Origin of the sequence: Desulfonatronum thiodismutans (assembly GCF_000717475.1) — a bacterium.
GTDB classification, from domain to species: Bacteria; Desulfobacterota; Desulfovibrionia; order Desulfovibrionales; family Desulfonatronaceae; genus Desulfonatronum; species Desulfonatronum thiodismutans.
On sequence record NZ_JPIK01000006.1, the window covers coordinates 122,934 to 140,004 of the forward strand.

Below are 17,071 nucleotides of genomic sequence, written 5' to 3' on the forward strand. Positions count from 1 at the left end.
ATTTCCTCCTTACTGGTTGTTCTTTCTGTCCGGACTGATGATGCCGCCGGAAACCAGCAGCTTGAAGGCGTCTTCCACGCCCATTTCCATGGGGATCACGGAGTGCTCGGGGACCATCAGAAAAAAACCGGATGTGGGGTTGGGAGTGGTGGGGACGAAAACATTTAAAACATTCTGGCTCGTCTTGCGTTGGGTCTCGCCGGTGGCGATACCGGTAACAAACCCCAAAGCATAACTTCCTTCCTTGGGAAATTCAACCAGAACGACCCGCTGAAAATCCTGCGGGGATCGGTTGAAAATGGTTTCCACCAACTGCTTCACGGCCAGGTAGAGTTTGTTGACCAGGGGGATGGAGTCGATGACCCGCTCCCAGATATGAACCAGTTTGCGGCCCAGGTAGTTGCGGACCAGAAAACCGGTTAAAAGCAGCGCGGCGAAGAGCATGATCAGCCCCAGTCCGGGGATGCGGAAGGGGAGAATGTTCTCCGGTCGCAGGGGGGCGGGAAGAAATTGCAATATTCCGTCCACCCAGTTGAACAGGAAGCGCAGAAAGAAGAAGGTGGCCAGGACCGGGGTCAGGAAAAGGATCCCGGCCAGAAGGTTCGCCTTGACGAAGTGCTTCAGCCTGGCCAGCGGGCCGCGGGGAGGGGCGTCTCTAATTATCACGGGCGGTTTTGACCTCGGATTAACCAGCTTAAGGGCTAACGATCCTGTTCGTCGCGTCCACGAGCACGACCTTGGGCCGCAAATCGGCGTATTCCTCCAAAGTGAGCCAGGCATAGGCGACGATGATCACCATATCGCCCGGAGCGCCCTTCAGGGCGGCGGCCCCATTCAGGCATACCTGCCCTGGTTCGCCGAGGATGGCGTAGGTCCGCAGCCGCTCGCCGTTGGTCAGGTTGTACACGTCCACCCGTTCATGCGGAAGAATGCCCGAAGCCTCCAGGAGGTCGGGACAGATGGACAAGCTGCCTTCATAATCCACCCGTGCCTCGGTGACCGTGGCCCGATGGATTTTTCCGATCATGAAACAGCGATGCGCCATGGAATCCCTATTATTTTCTTGAAATCAAAATGTTATCAATGAGCCTCGCGTTGGCGAAGCGCGCGGCCACCGCGACGAGGACCGGGCCGGACACCTCTTCCACGGGATAGAGCTGGTCCGGGTCCACCGCGGCCATGTATTCAACGCGACCCAGGGGCATTTCCCGGGCATATCTTTTGCCCAGGGAGGCCAACAGCAGACTCGAGTCGGTCTCTCCTTCTTCGACAAGTCGTGCTACGTGCAGCAGGCCTCGATGGATGGCCGGAGCCTGGCCTCGTTCCTCGGGAGAGAGGTTGACGTTGCGCGAACTCAAGGCCAGACCGTCTGCTTCGCGTACCGTGGGCCGCCCATGGACCTCCACGGGCAGGTTCAGGTCCCTCGTGATCCGCCGGATGACCGCCAGCTGTTGCCAATCTTTTTCACCGAAAACGGCCAGTGACGGGTTGGTCAACACGAACAGTTTGGCGACCACAGTGGCCACGCCGCGAAAGTGCGTCGGACGCTGCACCGCGCACAACCCGCGGCAAAGAGTCGGCGCTTCCACCCAGGTGGCGTGGCCGTCGGGAAACATGGCTTCGGCCTCGGGCATGAACAGGACGTCCACGCCCACCTCCTCGGCCAGTCGGGCGTCGCGTTCCGGATCACGCGGATAGCGCTTCAGATCTTCTCGCGGGCCGAACTGGGTAGGGTTGACGAACAGGCTGACCAGGAGCGCGTCCGCGCGCTCCCTGGCCCAGCGCATCAAGGCCAGATGACCTTCATGAAAAAAGCCCATGGTCGGCACCAAGGCCAGACGTTTGCCGGCGCAACGTTGCCGCATGGTCCATGATTGGATTTCGTCCGGTTGGGTGATGGTTTTCATGCGTCTCTCCATCAAATCATTGTTTGTCGCCAAGAACCTTCTCCACGTACGCCTCGTCCAACAGTACCCGGATTCAAAAAACCTCGCCAGACCCGTCGCCGTAGTCCACCCGCTCCAGACACAGTCCACGAGCCGGGGCCGTTGCCGGAGCCGTTTCACGACGACCTTGCTCGAGAATGGTCAGAACCTGGTCCGTGCTCAATCGGCCTTTCCCGACCATGACCAGACACCCCATAAGGTTACGGACCATCTGCTTCAGAAAGCCGTCGGCGGTGAACAACCAGACGCTTTCTTGCGGATACGTTCCAGCCTTGCAATGGATGTCCCCCACCGTGCGCACCGGACTGCGGACCGGAGTGCCCTGATTTTGGAACGCGGACCAATCCCTGCACCCGATCAGCTTCCGCGCCGCCTGCTTCATGGCTTCCAGGCTCAGCTCGCCGACCCGCCAGACGTAAGCTCCGCGCTGCGGCAACAGCCATCGTGGTTCATGCCAGAGGGTGTAGCTGTAAGTCTTCTGGATCGCGTCGAAACGTGCGTGGAAGGTTTCGGAAACCTGCTCCAGGCGGACAATGGTCACATCCGGAGGCAAAAGCGCGTTCATGGCCCGCTGCCACGGGAGATCGCGACGGGCCGTGGGCACGTCCACATGGGCCACCTGCCCCAAAGCATGGACTCCCGCGTCCGTCCGTCCCGCCCCATGCACCCGGACGGAACGGCCGGTCAGCTGTTCCAGTGCCTTTTCCAGGCATCCCTGGACCGTACGCGCACCGTTCTGAAGCTGCCAGCCGTGGAAATCCGTCCCAACGTAGGCGACCTGGAATTTCAGGCGTATCGAGGAATCAGGCGTCGTCACCGGCTTACTGCAAGGGAAGCTGCATCCTGGTCAGGGCTTCGGTCAGGCGGGCGGCTTTTTCCGCGTCCACGAAGGAGAGCACCTCGCCGGCGTTGCGGCCGCGCATGCCGGACAAAATTTTGACGGCCACGGGCTCTTCCAAAGCTTCCAGCGCCTTCGCCGCTTCCCGAGGCTTCATATTGGAGTAGACGTCCACAAGATGTCTGATCTTGCGGTCCTTGAGCACGTCCGCTTCCTCGATCATGCCCTGAATCCGCGACTCCAGTTCCTGGAGGCGATTCAGCTTGGCGTCGAGTTCGTTTTCCAGAGCGCGCAAGGTTTGTTCCTGGCGCTGAACCTCCTCCTGACGTCGCCGTAAATTTTGCCACTCCTCCGAGAGGTCGCCCTGGGCCGCCATTTGTCGCGATGCGCCGACGTTCTGGCCTGGCGCATCGGCTGCGTCGGCCGGCGCACCAGCCTGGGCCATGTCCCACGCTCCGGGGATCTCCGTGGCCGAGCTTTGAGCGTGGGCCGGTTTCGGCGCGGCCAGGACGGCTTCGGCCACGGCGCTTCCCGGATAATCCGCAACGCCGGTCCCGCTCCAGACGGCCAGAAAGACCAGCTTGCACATGCTCAGCACGGCCACCGCGGCCAGGAGGTTAGAGATCTTTATACTGGTGCCGAAGGGTTGCCATTTCATCGAGGTCCTTTTGCTCGTTGCTTTTTTCTTGCGCATGGAATTCCAAGGTCTTTTTGTTTCGAAGTCGTTCCAGAATCTTGGCGTCCTTGGATCGTTGGATCAGTTCGCCCCGACATGAGGCGACCCGGTTCGCCAGGTTTTGCAGTCGATACTCTTCACGCTGCACATCCTGCAAAAGGCGTTCCCTATAGGTGCTCCACAGCCAGAACTCGTCGGGAGACAGCAGGTGACGGCTTTCCAGGCGGGATGCCGCTTCTTCCTGTTTGACGCGGAGTTCTTCGACTTTCAGGGTCTGGGCCTGATAGGCTCGCTGAGCCGCTGCCAGCTCCAGTCGAGCATTGTCCACAAGTTGACGCCGGTAGTCCAGGACATTTTCCAGGGAAAAATGAAACGGCTTGGGCATGACTCAGGTTCCGCCGAGGCTCCATCCGAGAAAAACGCTCAACTCGCCCCAAACGATTACGGCTCCCAGGAAATCGCCGTTTACGCCTCCTCGGAATCGGGCCAGGCGGACCAGGAACAGCATCCCGGCAACGCACAGCAGGCCGCCGAACACCAACGTCTTCACCGGCACGAACGCGAGTCCCAATGCCAGGGCCGTTCCGACGACCAAGAGCGAACGCCTGCCCGTGGCCGCATCCGAAAAAATACCGGCCAGGCCCGGTCGCCTCAGCGCCCGGGTCCTCCAGGCCAGGACCACCGCGGCGGTTCGCCCCAATACAGGAGCCCAGATCAGCACTCCCCACGCTCCGTGCGGAAACACTTCCGACAACAGAACCAAGTACCCCGCCAGCCCCATGACCAGCCCCATGCCTCCGAAGGCTCCCATCCGGCTGTCCTTGAGCACCTCCCAGAATCGCTCCCCCCGGGCTCCGCTACCCCATGCGTCGCACAGGTCGACCCAGCCGTCCCAGTGCAGGCCGCGCGTCAAAACCATGGTCACGCCCAGCCACAGCCAAGCCTGAATCCATGGACGACCCTCGCCCAGGCCGAGCATGAAGGGCAGTGCCGCGACAAAGCCAAGGTACAGCCCAACCAGGGGGAACCAGCGCACGCCGCGCCCCAATGTGTCGACGTCGACGATCCGGGCCGGAGCCAGCCGGGTCAGGAACCCGGCGGCCAGGATGAATTCATGCCATATTCGCAAGGAAAACCTCGCGGGCCGATAAGAAGGAATATTCGGAGCTGCTCATGGGCGACTACGGCTTCATGGCTTTCAAGGCCTGATACAGGGCCTGGGTGCCGTCGCGACCGTGGCCCAATTCCGAGGCTTTCTTGTACAGCCGTTCCACCAGGTCCAGTCCGGGCAGGTGGATGCCCATGCGTCGGGACTCTTCCAGGGCAATGCCCATGTCCTTGATGAAGTGATCGATCATGAACCCGGGGGCGTAGTCGCCCTTGAGGATGCGCGGGGCCAGATTTTCCAGGCTCCAGCAGTTGGCCGCGCCCTTGGTCACGGACTCCAGAACCTTGGAGGGCTCCAACCCCGCCGCCGCGGCGTAGACCAGGCTTTCGCAGACCCCGATCATGGTCCCGGCGATAACGATCTGGTTGCACATCTTGGCATGCTGACCGGCTCCGGCCGGTCCCTGGTGGACGATGTTCACGCCCATCAGCTTGAACAGGGGGAGTATGGTTTGAAAGGCCGCGTCATCCCCGCCGACCATGATGGACAGTTTGGCGCTCCGTGCGCCCACGTCCCCTCCGGATACCGGAGCGTCCAAGGCGTTCGCGCCGCGTTGCCGGGCGGCTTCGGCGATCTCCACGGCCAGACTGGGACTTGTGGTGGTCATGTCCACGCAGGCCCGGCCCGATTTCAGACCGGCCAAAAGCCCTTGCTCTCCAAAATATACTTCCCGGACGTCCGGAGGGAAGCCGACAATGGTGAACACCACGTCCGTGGCTTCGGCCACGGCCCTGGGCGAATCGGCCCAGCTTGCGCCTTTTTCCAGCAAGGGCAGAGCCTTGGCCTTGGTCCGGGTGAACACCACGGCCTTGTATCCGGCGTCCAGAAGGTGCCCGCACATGGACACCCCCATCACCCCGGTCCCGATCCATCCAATCCGCGTGGCTTCGGGCGTTACGGTAGTCATGTCGGTGGTCATCGTCTTCCTCCTCGGTTCTGTTTTACGCACAGTAAGACCATCTAGTTCAAAGCTTCTCTTTCGGTGTCGGTATCGGTATCGGGATCGAATTTGGATTGTTGGGGAACAAACAGTATCGATCCCGATACCGACACCGGTAACTGCATCTTCTCAAGCGAATACCGCATTACCGATGTTGAGTTGGTATAAGCCGCATCCGTCTTCACCGTCCCACCTGTGATGAACCCCGTGGTTACGTCTTCAACGGACTTGCCTGTTCCCCGAATGACGGGCTTCCGGCCATGGCCAAAATGGGCGCGATGATCCGGGTCATGGCCTGGGCCGTGGGGCCGTCGGAGTGGACGCGCAGAAAGGCGAACCCTTCGTCTCCGGCCCGGGCCACTTCCGGATCCAGGGGGATTTTGCCCAGAAACGGGACTCCGGCTTCCCCGGCCAAGGCTTCGCCCCCGCCGCTGCCGAAAATATCCTCCACCTGGCCGCACTTGGAGCAAACGTGGCCGCTCATGTTCTCCACGATGCCCAGCACCGGATTGCCCAGTTCGGCGCAGAAAGTCACGGAGCGACGGACGTCGTCCACGGCCACCCCCTGGGGGGTGGTCACGATCAGGGCCTTGGCCTCCGGTCCCAGAAGCTGCAGGACGGAAAGCGGCTCGTCTCCGGTTCCCGGAGGGCAGTCCACCACCAGATAATCCAGGTCGCCCCAGGCGACGTCGCGCAGAAACTGTTTGATCACGCCCATTTTGGCCGGTCCGCGCCAGATCACGGCCTCGCTGGCGCTGGACAGGAGAAAACCCAGGGACATGACCCACAGGTTCGGTCCGGCGCTGAGCGGTTCCAGCCGTCCGGCATCCAGCCGGGCCCGTTCTCCGCTCAGGCTGAGGAGCCGAGGCAGACTTGGTCCGTGGACGTCCACGTCCAGCAGCCCGGTCTTCATGTCGGCCATGGCCAGGGCTTGAGCCAGATTCACGGCCACCGTGCTCTTGCCCACGCCGCCCTTGCCGGACAGGACGACGATTTTGTTCTTGATCCTGGCCAAAGCATTACACAGGGCCTGCTCTTCCTCGTTTTTTCCGCTGCATCCCTGCTTGTCCGAGCAGGATTCGCACGCATGGTTGCTCATAATGTCAATTCTCCTCAGTGGTTGGTATTCAAAATAATCCTGACGCAAGTATCTTGGGGTCAACGAATCCGCCCCGGACGAATCCGGCCGAACGAATTGCCGACGATTCGAGAATGGTATAAGAACACGCGCAAAACAATAGATAAACGCGGTTCAGCCACTCCCCCGTTTCATTGGAGGGGAAGGCTCGAGCCGCCCAATCTGGAGGTCAAACACATCATGACGTTTCCCAGTTTACGTTTTGGCGACATGATTGCCAAGGTCCCCATCGTCCAAGGCGGCATGGGGGTGGGCATATCGCTTTCCGGCCTTTCCGCCGCCGTGGCCAATCAAGGCGGGGTCGGCGTGATTTCCGCGGCCATGATCGGCATGGGCGAGCCGGATCTGGCCAAAAATTACGCAGAGGCTAACATCCGCGCCCTGCAGCGGGAAATCCGCAAGGCCAAGGAAATGACCAAAGGCATCCTCGGCGTGAACATCATGGTCGCGCTGAGCAATTTCGCCGACCTGGTTCGAACTTCCGTCCAGGAGAAGATCGACGTCATCTTTTCCGGCGCCGGCCTGCCCTTCGATCTGCCCAAGTATCTCACCGAGGACTCGCAGACCAAACTCGTGCCCATCGTTTCTTCGGGCCGGGCCGCGGCCATCATGTGCAGGAAGTGGCTCTCGAAGTTCAACTATCTCCCGGACGGCTTCGTGGTCGAAGGCCCTCTGGCCGGCGGCCATCTGGGCTTCAAGGCCGAGCAGTTGGACGACCCGGAGTACCAGCTTGAAAGCCTCGTCCCCCAAGTCATTGAGGCGGTCAAGCCCTTTGAGCAGAAACACGGTCGAGCCATTCCGGTGATCGCCGCGGGCGGCATCTTCAGCGGCGCGGACATCTGCAAGTATCTGCGCATGGGTGCCGCAGGGGTCCAACTTGGGACCCGTTTCGTGGCCACCCACGAGTGCGACGCGGATATGGCCTTCAAGCAGGCCTTTATTGACGCCAAGGAAGGCGACGTCACGGTGATCAAAAGCCCGGTGGGCATGCCGGGGCGGGCCTTGAAGAACCAGTTCCTCGCCGACGTGGAGGAGGGCAAGCGCAAGCCGTACAAATGTCCGTACCACTGCATCGTCACCTGCGACGTCAAGAAGAGCCCTTACTGCATCGCCCAGGCCCTGGCCAACGCCAAAAAGGGACGCCTGAACCTCGGTTTCGCCTTTGCGGGGCAAACCGCGCACCGGGTGAAGGAGCTGCTTTCGGTCAAGGAGTTGATGGAATCCCTGGAGGCCGAGTACGACACCGCCTGCGCGGCCCCGGCGTAATCTCTTCGGTTGTCGAGAGCATGAAAAAGGACGAGGCCGCGACGCCTCGTCCTTTTTCATTTCTCTTGAATTCACGCCTGAAACCAGATACCAATCGGCTGTTTCGGTTTGGCGCTTTTCCTATTTTTTTTGTTCGGGCCGATTTTGAAACGCCCGTTTCCGATGACCTCAAGACGGAGTCTTCACGAATGGACGAAGGTGGCAGTAGCACCCGACAATCTCAACCTCCCTCGGCCTTGCCCGCGAGTCGGCACGGCGCACCGCTTTTCGGGGAAACCACGCAGTAGCAGCGCGTAGTCCGTTCCCCGAAGAGTCCCTTCTTCGGCGCGTCCCTGCTCACGACCACGGGCCACACGACCACGGGTCAGGACGCGCTCCATGAAAGATCCACAAATCATCTCGACGCTGAACGAGTATCTGGAGGCCGGAAATCCCAAGGCGCTCCGGGATTTTACGGCCTCCCTGCATCCGGCCGATCTGGCCGACTCCCTGGATGAGCTGTCCACCAAGGACGCGGCCCAGGTCCTGGAGACCCTCTTTCCGCACCACAGCGCGGAGGTCCTGGGCCAACTGGACGCGGACCTGCAGATGGACATCGTGCTCCGCCTGTCCGACAAGCGGCTGGCGGAAATCATCACGAACATGTTTTCCGACGAACGGGTGGACCTGATCCAGCTCCTCCCGGAAGAACGTCGGCAAAACGTCCTGCGGCTGCTGGCCAGGGCGGAACGCGAGGACATCATCCGTCTGGGGGCCTATGACGAGGGCACGGCCGGAGCGCTGATGACCTCCGACTACGCGGTGCTCAAGCCGACCCTGACCGCGAGGCAGGCCTTGGACAAGCTGCGCCTGGAGGCGCCGGACAAGGAGACCATCTACTACACCTACGTCATCGACGAGGAGCGGTGTCTGATCGGCTTGGTCTCGTTGCGGGATCTGATCATGGCCCCGCCGGAGAAGAAGGTCGAGGAAGTGATGCGCCGGGATCCGGTCACCGTTCATGTGAACGACGACCAGGAAGACGTGGCCAAAACCATGGCCAAGTACGACATCCTGGCCGTGCCGGTGGTCGATGAGAAGGAGGCGTTGATCGGCATCATCACCTTTGACGACGTGCACGACGTCATCGAGGAAGAGGCCTCCGAGGATTTTCACCGCATGGGCTCCATCGCCGAGGGCTTCGGTCCTTCTGCCTCGGACCTCAGCGGGTTCAAGCCCGCGGATCTCTACTACCTTTTTTTGAAGCGCGTGCCCTGGCTCCTGGCCCTGGTCTTCGTGAATATTTTTTCCGGGGCCGGCATTGCCTACTTCGAGAACACTATTCAGGCGGTGGTGTCCCTGGTGTTTTTCCTGCCTCTGCTTATCGGCAGCGGCGGCAATGCCGGCTCGCAATCCGCGACGCTGATGGTCCGCGCCCTGGCCACGGGGGAGGTGCATATGAAGGACTGGTTCAAGCTGCTCAGCCGGGAAATCCTCATCGCCTTGGCCATCGGGCTGTGCATGGGCATGGCGGTGTCCATGATCGGGATCTTCCGGGTCGGGCCGGACGTGACCATGGTCGTGGCCATGAGCATGGTCATCATCGTGCTCATGGGCAGCTTGATGGGCATGTCCCTGCCCTTCCTGCTGACGCGCTTCCGGCTGGACCCGGCCACGGCCAGCGCCCCGCTGATCGCTTCCCTGGCCGACATCTTCGGAATCATGATCTACTTCGGAATCGCCACATGGTACCTGGGGCTGCAACACGTCGGATAACGCCACGGGAGCCGCGTCTTCGGATTCTGAGCTCCGTAAACGCTCTCATCGGCAAAGATGCTCCGAGAAAAAGAATTCGCGGATTTAGGGATGGGAAATTTCAAGCATACATCGCCTAGGCCATATACTGCTGATCATAGAGCTTTTTGTAGACGTTGGAGGTGATGTAGAGTTTTTCGTGGTCGCCGGTGGCCTTGATCCGGCCGTTTTCGAACAGGAAGATTCGTGATGCCAGTCGGATGGTGCTGAAGCGGTGGGCGATGATCAGTACGGTCTTGTCCTGGATCAGGCCGGCCAGGGCCTGCTGGATCATTTCCTCGCTGGTGGCGTCCAGGGCCGAGGTGGCCTCGTCCAGGATCAGGATCGGGGCGTTGCGCAGGAAGGCCCGGGCCAGAGCCAGGCGCTGCTTTTGGCCGCCGGAAAGGCGCATGCCCTTTTCCCCGACCACGGTTTCATATCCGTGGGGCAGTTCCTGGATGAACTCGTGGGCAAACGCCCGTTGCGCGGCGTATTCCACGGCCTCTGGCGGGGCGTCCTGGTTTCCGGCGAGAATGTTGGAGCGCACCGTGTCGTTGAACAGCACCGGGTCCTGGGGCACGATGGCCATGGCCCGGCGCAGATCGTCCTTGCGCACGTCGCGCACATCTAGGCCGTCGACGCGGATCGCGCCCGCGGAAACATCGTAGAACCGAGGAATCAGGTTCGCGAAGGTGGTCTTGCCCGCCCCGCTGGGTCCCACCAGGGCCACCACCTCGCCGGGGGAAATGATCGCGTTGACGTCCTGGAGCACCGGGATGCCCTGCTCATAGGCGAAAAAGACCCTCTCGAAACGGATCTCCCCGCGGACCTGGCCCAGTGACATGCTCTGAGGGATTTCGGGATCAGGGACCGTGTCCTCGGTGTTCAGAATATACTCCAGGCGCTCCAGGGAGGCTTCGCCCTTGCGGATTTCATTATGGATCCGCCCCAGCTTCTTGACCGGTTCGTAAGCCATGTACAGCGCGAAAATCAAGGGGAGGATCGTCTCCAGACTGACTCCCCTGGACGCCGCGTAAAACACGGCCCCAGCCACCCCGACGGCGGCCACGACTTCAATGGTCGGGGAAAGGATATGCGAGTACTTGACCACTTTCATGGCCCAGTGAAACAGACCTTGAGCGGCCTGCTCGAATTTGCGGATTTCCCGTTTTTCCAGGCCGAAGGCCCGAACTTCCTTGGTTGCCGTGAGGTTTTCGTTCAGGATGGTGGTCAGGTCCGCGGTCTGGGCCAAAAACCGATGCGCCCGGTGAAGCAGTTTCTTGCCGATGATCCGGATGGGCAGGATGCAGACCGGGACCAGCAGCAAGGCCAGCAGCACGAAGAGCAAGTCCTGCTGCTTCATGGACAGGTAGACCACCGCGCCCAGGGCCCCGACAAAGGTCAAGGGCTGCTTGATCAGGTCGTTGGCCACATTGGTCACCACCGCCTGCAACTGTCCGGTGTCGTTGACCACCCGGGCCAGGAGGTCGCCGCTTTTGTTCTTTTGATAAAAGGCCAGCGGCAGTTCCTGCAGCTTGCTGAAAACCCGCACCCGCAACGCTTCCAGCACCTTCCCGCCACAGTAGTGGATCAGGTAGACGTTCAGGAACCCACTGGCGGCGCGGATGAGGAAGACGACCGGAATAAACGCGGTCACCGTCAGCAGCACGGCCGTGGACGGCGGTTCCGGACCGAAAATGACCGGAAAGACGCGGTCGGCCATGAAGGGCAGGCCGAAGCCGCTGGCCACGCCGAAAATCACCCCGAAAAAAATGGCCGCCGCGAATTGCAGCCGTACCGCCCCCAGCAAGGCGAAATAGGGCAAAAAACGTTTGAACAATCCTTCGTTTTGCTTTACTCGCATCGTGACGCGTTACTCCCTGCAAATATTCCATCGGCACAAATCATTGTCATGCATTCTCCCACGGTTCTGATCATCAAACCCTCGTCTCTCGGGGACATCGTTCACGGGCTGCTCGTCGCCCAAATGATCAAGGCCGGATTTCCGGGGGCCCGAATCGACTGGGTTTGCCGGGACGTTTTCGCTCCGTTGGTGGCGGCTTGTCCGGTGGTGGACGACGTCCTGCTCTTCCAACGCCATGGAGGACTCACGGGATTCCTGCGCTTGATCCGCGCGGTGCGCAAGCGGCGTTATTCCCATGTTTTGGACATGCAGGGTCTTGCCCGCAGCGGACTGATCGCTTTGGCGGCCCGGGCCGACATGGTCGTCGGTCGGAGCGACGCACGGGAGGGAGCGGGAATCGCTTACCACCGGCGCACGCCATTGCCAACCGTCGGCAGTGACGCCCACGCTGTGGCCATTCTGGCCGAATTTCTACCTCTTTTGGGCTTGCCCAGGGCCATCGCCGCCCGGCTGCCTTTCCAACCGCCAGAGCGTCCGTTCAAAATCAAAAACGACCCGTGCCACGATAATCACCAACCAGAGTGTCCCGGTCGGCTGGAGCCCGTCCCGGCGAGCACGAAATCCAAGCCGATTTTGCTGTTCCCCGAAAGCAGTCGGCCTGAAAAAAATTGGCCGGGCTATGCAACACTGACCAAGCTGCTGCTCGACGCCAAGCCCGACGTTTCCGCGGCCTGGGCCGGAGCCCATGCCCTAGCGGACCCCTCCGGCTTCGCGGGCCTTTCGAACTCGCTCACCCCGCGTTTCCTGAACATGACCGGGCAAACCGCCCTTGCCGAGTTGCCCACCCTCATCGCCCAGGCCCGTCTGGTGGTCGGCAACGACAGCGGGCCGCTGCATCTGGCCGCGGCCATGGGCGTGCCCACCCTGGCCCTGTTCGGCCCCACGGACCCGGCCAAGTACCGGCCGTATCCCGGAGACGACCGCCGCAATCGCGTCCTGCGCGCCCCCGACGGCGACATGCGTCTGCTCCTGCCCGAGGCGGTGTTGGAAGCCGTTCGGATACAGCTCAGCGACGTGGCTCCAGAAAACGGCTGATGGCGTCCACGGTCCGCCTCGCAGCCCCTTTCCCGGCCTGGTGCCAGCTCCGGGCCGCTTGGCCCATGGCCCTTCGTTCGGCCTGATCGCGTAACAGCGCCTTTGCCGCGTCGAACAATTCCGTTTCATCCCGTACGACTTGGCCGGCCTTTGCCGCGAGCAGGGAATCGACCACGGCCCGAAAATTCTGCATGTTCGGCCCGAACAGCACGGGTTTGCCCAGGGCCGCGGCCTCGATGGGATTCTGGCCGCCCTTGTGCGGGTCCATGCTTTTTCCCACGAAAACTACGTCCGCGGCCTGGAGCAAACGAACCATCTCCCCGGTGGTGTCGGCCACGGCCACGGCCACCGGCCGTTCGGCGGGCCCGGTGGACCGGAAGTGCGCGTCAACGGCCTCCCTGGTCAACAAATCCCGCAGCTCGCCCCGCCGCTCGGCATGACGGGGGATCAGCAGCAGCTTGCACGGCAAGCCGTGGTCCGAGAGCTTGCGGGCCACCCGGAGGAGCATTTTTTCTTCGCCCGGCCAGGTGGAGGCTCCAGCCAATACCAAAGGGCGCGGGGCATCTTCACCATCCGTACGCTCCCCCCATGCCTTCAGGCCCAAATCCGCGCGCAACCGTTCCAATTCCATGGAATCCAGGATCGGGTCCGGGGCAATATCCAACTTGAGGTTGCCGCTGGTCACGATGCGATCCGTCGCGATTCCCAGGCACGCAAACCGCCGTCCATCCTCTTCCGAAGCGGCCACGACCAGGGACAGCATGGCGAAGGGTTCGCGCAAAGGGCGCGGCAGGGTCTGCCAGCGACGGAAGGATCGCTCCGAGACCCGGGCGTTGATCAACACCGTGGGGACGCCGCGAAGTCGGGCTTGGTGCAGGTGCTCCGGCCAGATTTCCCCTTCCATCAGCAGGCACAGGTCCGGTTGAAGCCGATTCCAGACCCGTCGGCTGATGGGCCAGAAGTCCACCGGAAAATAGCCCAGGTGGGCAAGTTGCTGGCCGTACTTGCTCTCAGCCAAAGCATACCCCGTGCTGGTGGTGGTGGTCATCACGATCTGGGTCGATGGATGCTCTTGGCGCAGCAATTCCAGCAACGGCCCCAATGCCTGCAACTCTCCGACGCTGACGGCATGGATCCATACTCGGCGGGCTTCGGCGGGCCGGGCCGGGAGGTTCGGAACCAAGCCCAGGCGCTGGCCGAAGTGCCGGGCATAGCCGCCTCGACGCAGCATGCGCGGCAGGTAGAACGGCAGGGCCGCCAGCAGGGCGACGGGAAAAAGCAGGCGATAGAGCAGGAGCATGCGTCGCTTCAACGCAACCAATTCGGCTTGGAGAGAGGATTGCCGGATAAGGCTTGGTTACAGGGCAATGCCGCTCTCTCGGAGATCCTGGATCAGAAACCGGCGCATCTTTTTGCTCACCGGCCCCGGTCGCACGTCGTGAATGGGCTTCTTGTTGAAGCGGACCACGCTCAGGGCGTCGATGGTCGTGCCCAGGAGGATCACCTCCCGCGCCAGGTAGACGTCGTCCTCGGTGACTTGGCGGAAGACCACCGGCATTTCGCCTTTGACCGCGTCCAGGGCGCGCATCAGGGTGGTTCCGGTCAAGGCGTTGTTCAATTCCGGAACCACCAGACGTCCCTGGGCGTCCACGAGACAGACGTTTTCCACGGCCCCTTCGGCCAGAAAACCGTCGTCGTCAAAGCACAGGGAATAGTCGCAGCCCGATTGCACGGCTTCGCGCTTCATCAGCACGTTGGGCAGATAGTTGACGCTCTTGATCTTGGCCATCAAACCGCGCTTGGCGGGCATGGAGCAGCGTGAGGCCGTGACGCCTTTTTCATAGGCGGACTCGGGCCGCGGATGCAGGGCGTAGGCCACGATGTACAAACCGGCTTTGGGGCATTCCCGTGGATCAATGCCGAATCCTCCGGGACCGCGCCCCAGAAGGATGCGTACCATGCCCTGGTCCGCGTTGGCTGCCCGGGCCACGTCCACGATCATGGTCTTCAGGTCCTCCCAGGGACAGGGCGGCTCCAGAAAAATCGACCGGGCCGAAAACATCAGCCGGTCCATGTGCGGTTCGAGCTGATAGAGCTTGCGCTCCACGAATTTCATGGTTTCAAAAACCCCGTCTCCCCGGTGGACCATGTGGTCGTCCAGGGGCAGCACCATCAGCCGCGGGTCCGTGCCGATCACGCCGACCCGGTGGTCGTAAAAGGCCATGACTTCACCGATCCCCGGCCTGGGGGCCTGGAGCAGCCGCTCAAGATAGGCGTCTGAATCGTTAACCACGGTAAGCATCATCACTACTCCGAATTCGTCCCATACAATGTCATGCGGCCCGAGAATCGGGCCGCGAAAAAACGAGAACTGGTCAGCTAGATCCTGATCAAATCCCGTTCCACCAGCACCTCCGCTATCTGCACGGCGTTCAGGGCCGCGCCCTTGCGCAGATTGTCCGCCACGATCCACAGGTTCAGTCCGTTGGCGATGGACTCGTCCTCGCGGATGCGGCCGACAAAGGTCAGGTCCTCTCCGGCGGCGTGGATGGGCATGGGATAGATTTTCTCCCTGGGATTGTCCAAGACCTGCACTCCCGGGGCTTGGGCCAGGATCACCCGGGCCTCGGCCGGGGTGATTTTCTTCTCGGTCTCCACGTTCACGGACTCGCTGTGGCCGTAGAACACCGGCACCCGGACCGTGGTGGCGGTCAGCCGGATGGTCTCGTCGCCCATGATCTTTTGGGTCTCCAGGACCATCTTCATTTCTTCCTTGGTGTAGTCGTTGTCCAGGAAGACGTCGATGTGCGGGAGGCAGTTGAAGGCGATCTGGTACGGATAGACCTCGGCCTCGGGTTCCTGCATGTTGAACATCTGGCGAACCTGGGTCTCCATCTCCTTGATGGCCTTTTGGCCGGTTCCGGAAACGGCCTGGTAGGTGGAGACCACCACCCGCTTGATTTTGCCCACCTCATGCAGAGGCTTGAGCACCACGACCATCTGGATGGTCGAGCAGTTGGGATTGGCGATGATGCCCTTGTGCTTGGCCAAATCATCCGGATTCACCTCCGGAACGACAAGAGGAACCTCCGGATCCATTCGCCAGGCGCTGGAATTGTCCACCACCACGCACCCGGACCGGACGGCGATGGGCGCAAATTTTTCCGACGTGCCCCCTCCGGCGGAAAAGAGGGCCAGGTCCAGTTCGTGAAAGGAGTTTTCGTCAAGTTCCTCCACGATCAATTGGCCGCCCTTGAACGGGATTTCCTGGCCAGCGGACCGGGAGGAAGCCAAGGCTCGAACACTGGTCGCCGGGAATTCCCGCTGTTCCAGCGTCTTGAGCATTTCCCTGCCCACCGCTCCGGTGGCGCCCACCACGCCGACTCGCAATTGCTTGGCATGCATATGTCGTTACTCCCTAATTTGTATTTTAACGCGATCAACACCTTGTCAGCGGCGGACCTGCTCCATGATCCGCAGGCATCCGTCCGACCGGTTCATGGTGTACAAATGGACTCCCGGTGCGCCGTTGTCCAGGAGGTCCTGGATCTGGGCCGCGGCATGGGCCATGCCGACTTCCTGAACCGCCGCGTCTCCGCCTCGGGCGTCCGCCTGCTCCAGATCCCGCAGGAAGGCGGCAGGCAGGGTCGCACCGCACATGGAGGTGATCCGCTGAATGAACTTCAAGCTGAAAATGGGCATGATCCCCGGCAGAATGGGCTTGGTGATCCCGGCTTCACGCGTTCGCTGGACGAACTTCCAGTAGATGTCGTTGTCGAAGAACAATTGGGTCACGGCGAAGTCTCCGCCCAGTTCCAGCTTCATTTTCAGGAAATCCAGGTCCTCTTTCAGGCCGACGGCCTCGGGATGTCCTTCCGGGTATCCGGCCACGCCGACGCCCATGTCCGGATATTCGGCGGCGATGAAGCGGACCAGGTCCGAGGCGTGTTGGAATCCGTCGTCAGAGGGAGTGAACGCGGTCTCCCCCTGGGGCGGGTCGCCGCGCAGAGCCATCACGTTGGCCACCTCGGCCCGGTCCAGATCGTCCAGGAACGATCGTAAAATCTGGGCCGAGGCCCCGACGCAGGTCAGGTGCGCCATGGGTTCCAAGGCGAAATCCCGCTTCAAGGTGGTCACGATCTCTAATGTGGCGGCCTGTGTGCTTCCGCCGGCCCCGTAGGTCACGGAGGCGAACAGCGGGTCCAGGCCTCGCAGCCGCTGAACCGTATCAAAAAACTTCGGCCACAAGGCCCGGTCCTTGGGGGGGAAAAACTCCAGGGAAATCTTTGACCGTTCCGGTCGTTCCAGCAAATCCTTGATTTTCACGATTGTACTCCAGTCTGTTTCGGCACGTGATCATTCATAGA

At 61.5% G+C, this 17,071-nt stretch carries 17 protein-coding genes; 3 read left to right on the plus strand and 14 right to left on the minus strand.

All coding sequences use genetic code 11. The annotated features are described in order from the left end of the window. Positions 1–9 precede the first annotated feature (9 nt). The 9 genes from GY33_RS0106005 to GY33_RS0106045 all read right to left on the minus strand — a co-directional run bounded on the left by GY33_RS0106005 (position 10) and on the right by GY33_RS0106045 (position 6,667). Positions 10–666: a DUF502 domain-containing protein gene (locus GY33_RS0106005; RefSeq protein ID WP_235185477.1), complete on the minus strand. Its 657-nt coding sequence runs from the start codon at positions 664–666 to the stop codon at positions 10–12. Positions 667–694: 28 nt separating this feature from the next. Continuing rightward, a complete protein-coding gene (panD, locus tag GY33_RS0106010) occupies positions 695–1,027 on the minus strand; it encodes an aspartate 1-decarboxylase (protein ID WP_326923843.1) in 333 nt (110 codons plus the stop codon). Positions 1,028–1,055: 28 nt separating this feature from the next. After that, positions 1,056–1,907 (minus strand): pantoate--beta-alanine ligase, encoded by an 852-nt coding sequence (gene panC, locus GY33_RS0106015; protein WP_031386472.1) that lies wholly within the window; start codon positions 1,905–1,907, stop codon positions 1,056–1,058. Between the two features lie 73 nt (positions 1,908–1,980). Then, positions 1,981–2,763 (minus strand): tRNA pseudouridine(38-40) synthase TruA, encoded by a 783-nt coding sequence (gene truA, locus GY33_RS0106020; RefSeq protein ID WP_235185478.1) that lies wholly within the window; start codon positions 2,761–2,763, stop codon positions 1,981–1,983. Between the two features lie 4 nt (positions 2,764–2,767). Beyond that, on the minus strand, positions 2,768–3,442 hold the full coding sequence (locus tag GY33_RS19020; protein ID WP_035271439.1) for a MotE family protein: 675 nt from the start codon (positions 3,440–3,442) through the stop codon (positions 2,768–2,770). Further along, positions 3,402–3,845, minus strand: coding sequence for a flagellar export protein FliJ (gene fliJ / locus GY33_RS0106030; RefSeq protein WP_031386475.1), 444 nt, complete (start codon positions 3,843–3,845; stop codon positions 3,402–3,404). The genes GY33_RS19020 and fliJ overlap by 41 nt, the downstream gene beginning before the upstream one ends. A gap of 3 nt (positions 3,846–3,848) precedes the next feature. After that, positions 3,849–4,589: an adenosylcobinamide-GDP ribazoletransferase gene (locus GY33_RS0106035; protein WP_031386476.1), complete on the minus strand. Its 741-nt coding sequence runs from the start codon at positions 4,587–4,589 to the stop codon at positions 3,849–3,851. A 52-nt stretch (positions 4,590–4,641) separates the two neighbouring features. Continuing rightward, positions 4,642–5,547, minus strand: a complete 906-nt coding sequence (locus GY33_RS0106040) for an NAD(P)-dependent oxidoreductase (RefSeq protein WP_235185479.1) — start codon at positions 5,545–5,547, stop codon at positions 4,642–4,644. Between the two features lie 232 nt (positions 5,548–5,779). Next, positions 5,780–6,667, minus strand: coding sequence for an Mrp/NBP35 family ATP-binding protein (locus tag GY33_RS0106045; protein ID WP_051822347.1), 888 nt, complete (start codon positions 6,665–6,667; stop codon positions 5,780–5,782). 219 nt (positions 6,668–6,886) lie between these two features. Here GY33_RS0106045 and GY33_RS0106050 point away from each other — a divergent pair, with 219 nt between their 5' ends. After that, entirely contained in the window at positions 6,887–7,972 is a 1,086-nt protein-coding gene (locus tag GY33_RS0106050; protein ID WP_031386479.1) for an NAD(P)H-dependent flavin oxidoreductase, read from the plus strand. A gap of 378 nt (positions 7,973–8,350) precedes the next feature. Then, positions 8,351–9,727 (plus strand): magnesium transporter, encoded by a 1,377-nt coding sequence (gene mgtE / locus GY33_RS0106055; RefSeq protein WP_031386480.1) that lies wholly within the window; start codon positions 8,351–8,353, stop codon positions 9,725–9,727. Positions 9,728–9,842: 115 nt separating this feature from the next. On the opposite strand, the gene GY33_RS0106060 is transcribed toward mgtE, so the two are convergent. Then, a complete protein-coding gene (locus GY33_RS0106060; RefSeq protein ID WP_035271441.1) occupies positions 9,843–11,609 on the minus strand; it encodes an ABC transporter ATP-binding protein in 1,767 nt (588 codons plus the stop codon). Between the two features lie 48 nt (positions 11,610–11,657). On the opposite strand from GY33_RS0106060, the gene GY33_RS0106065 reads away from it, so the two are divergent. Then, the gene (locus tag GY33_RS0106065) at positions 11,658–12,704 is read left to right on the plus strand and encodes a glycosyltransferase family 9 protein (RefSeq protein ID WP_031386482.1); all 1,047 of its coding nucleotides are present in this window, start codon (positions 11,658–11,660) and stop codon (positions 12,702–12,704) included. Here GY33_RS0106065 and GY33_RS0106070 read toward each other — a convergent pair. The 4 genes from GY33_RS0106070 to metF all read right to left on the minus strand — a co-directional run bounded on the left by GY33_RS0106070 (position 12,676) and on the right by metF (position 17,030). Next, a complete protein-coding gene (locus GY33_RS0106070; protein WP_031386483.1) occupies positions 12,676–14,004 on the minus strand; it encodes a 3-deoxy-D-manno-octulosonic acid transferase in 1,329 nt (442 codons plus the stop codon). The genes GY33_RS0106065 and GY33_RS0106070 overlap by 29 nt on opposite strands. Positions 14,005–14,061: 57 nt before the next feature. After that, on the minus strand, positions 14,062–14,997 hold the full coding sequence (locus GY33_RS0106075) for an aminotransferase class IV (RefSeq protein WP_407637376.1): 936 nt from the start codon (positions 14,995–14,997) through the stop codon (positions 14,062–14,064). Between the two features lie 86 nt (positions 14,998–15,083). Further along, the gene (locus GY33_RS0106080; protein ID WP_031386485.1) at positions 15,084–16,109 is read right to left on the minus strand and encodes an aspartate-semialdehyde dehydrogenase; all 1,026 of its coding nucleotides are present in this window, start codon (positions 16,107–16,109) and stop codon (positions 15,084–15,086) included. A gap of 45 nt (positions 16,110–16,154) precedes the next feature. After that, positions 16,155–17,030, minus strand: coding sequence for a methylenetetrahydrofolate reductase [NAD(P)H] (gene metF / locus GY33_RS0106085; protein ID WP_031386486.1), 876 nt, complete (start codon positions 17,028–17,030; stop codon positions 16,155–16,157). Positions 17,031–17,071: the final 41 nt, after the last annotated feature.

Excerpts from the sequence above, each read along its gene's own strand:
- fliJ (WP_031386475.1), bottom strand. The coding sequence starts at position 3,845 with ATGCCCAAGCCGTTTCATTTTTCCCTGGAAAATGTCCTGGACTACCGG.
- GY33_RS0106070 (WP_031386483.1), bottom strand. The coding sequence starts at position 14,004 with ATGCTCCTGCTCTATCGCCTGCTTTTTCCCGTCGCCCTGCTGGCGGCC.
- GY33_RS0106040 (WP_235185479.1), bottom strand. The coding sequence starts at position 5,547 with ATGACCACCGACATGACTACCGTAACGCCCGAAGCCACGCGGATTGGA.
- GY33_RS0106080 (WP_031386485.1), bottom strand. The coding sequence starts at position 16,109 with ATGCATGCCAAGCAATTGCGAGTCGGCGTGGTGGGCGCCACCGGAGCG.
- panC (WP_031386472.1), bottom strand. The coding sequence starts at position 1,907 with ATGAAAACCATCACCCAACCGGACGAAATCCAATCATGGACCATGCGG.
- GY33_RS0106045 (WP_051822347.1), bottom strand. The coding sequence starts at position 6,667 with ATGAGCAACCATGCGTGCGAATCCTGCTCGGACAAGCAGGGATGCAGC.
- GY33_RS0106060 (WP_035271441.1), bottom strand. The coding sequence starts at position 11,609 with ATGCGAGTAAAGCAAAACGAAGGATTGTTCAAACGTTTTTTGCCCTAT.
- panD (WP_326923843.1), bottom strand. The coding sequence starts at position 1,027 with ATGATCGGAAAAATCCATCGGGCCACGGTCACCGAGGCACGGGTGGAT.
- GY33_RS0106065 (WP_031386482.1), top strand. The coding sequence starts at position 11,658 with ATGCATTCTCCCACGGTTCTGATCATCAAACCCTCGTCTCTCGGGGAC.
- GY33_RS0106050 (WP_031386479.1), top strand. The coding sequence starts at position 6,887 with ATGACGTTTCCCAGTTTACGTTTTGGCGACATGATTGCCAAGGTCCCC.
- mgtE (WP_031386480.1), top strand. The coding sequence starts at position 8,351 with ATGAAAGATCCACAAATCATCTCGACGCTGAACGAGTATCTGGAGGCC.
- GY33_RS19020 (WP_035271439.1), bottom strand. The coding sequence starts at position 3,442 with ATGAAATGGCAACCCTTCGGCACCAGTATAAAGATCTCTAACCTCCTG.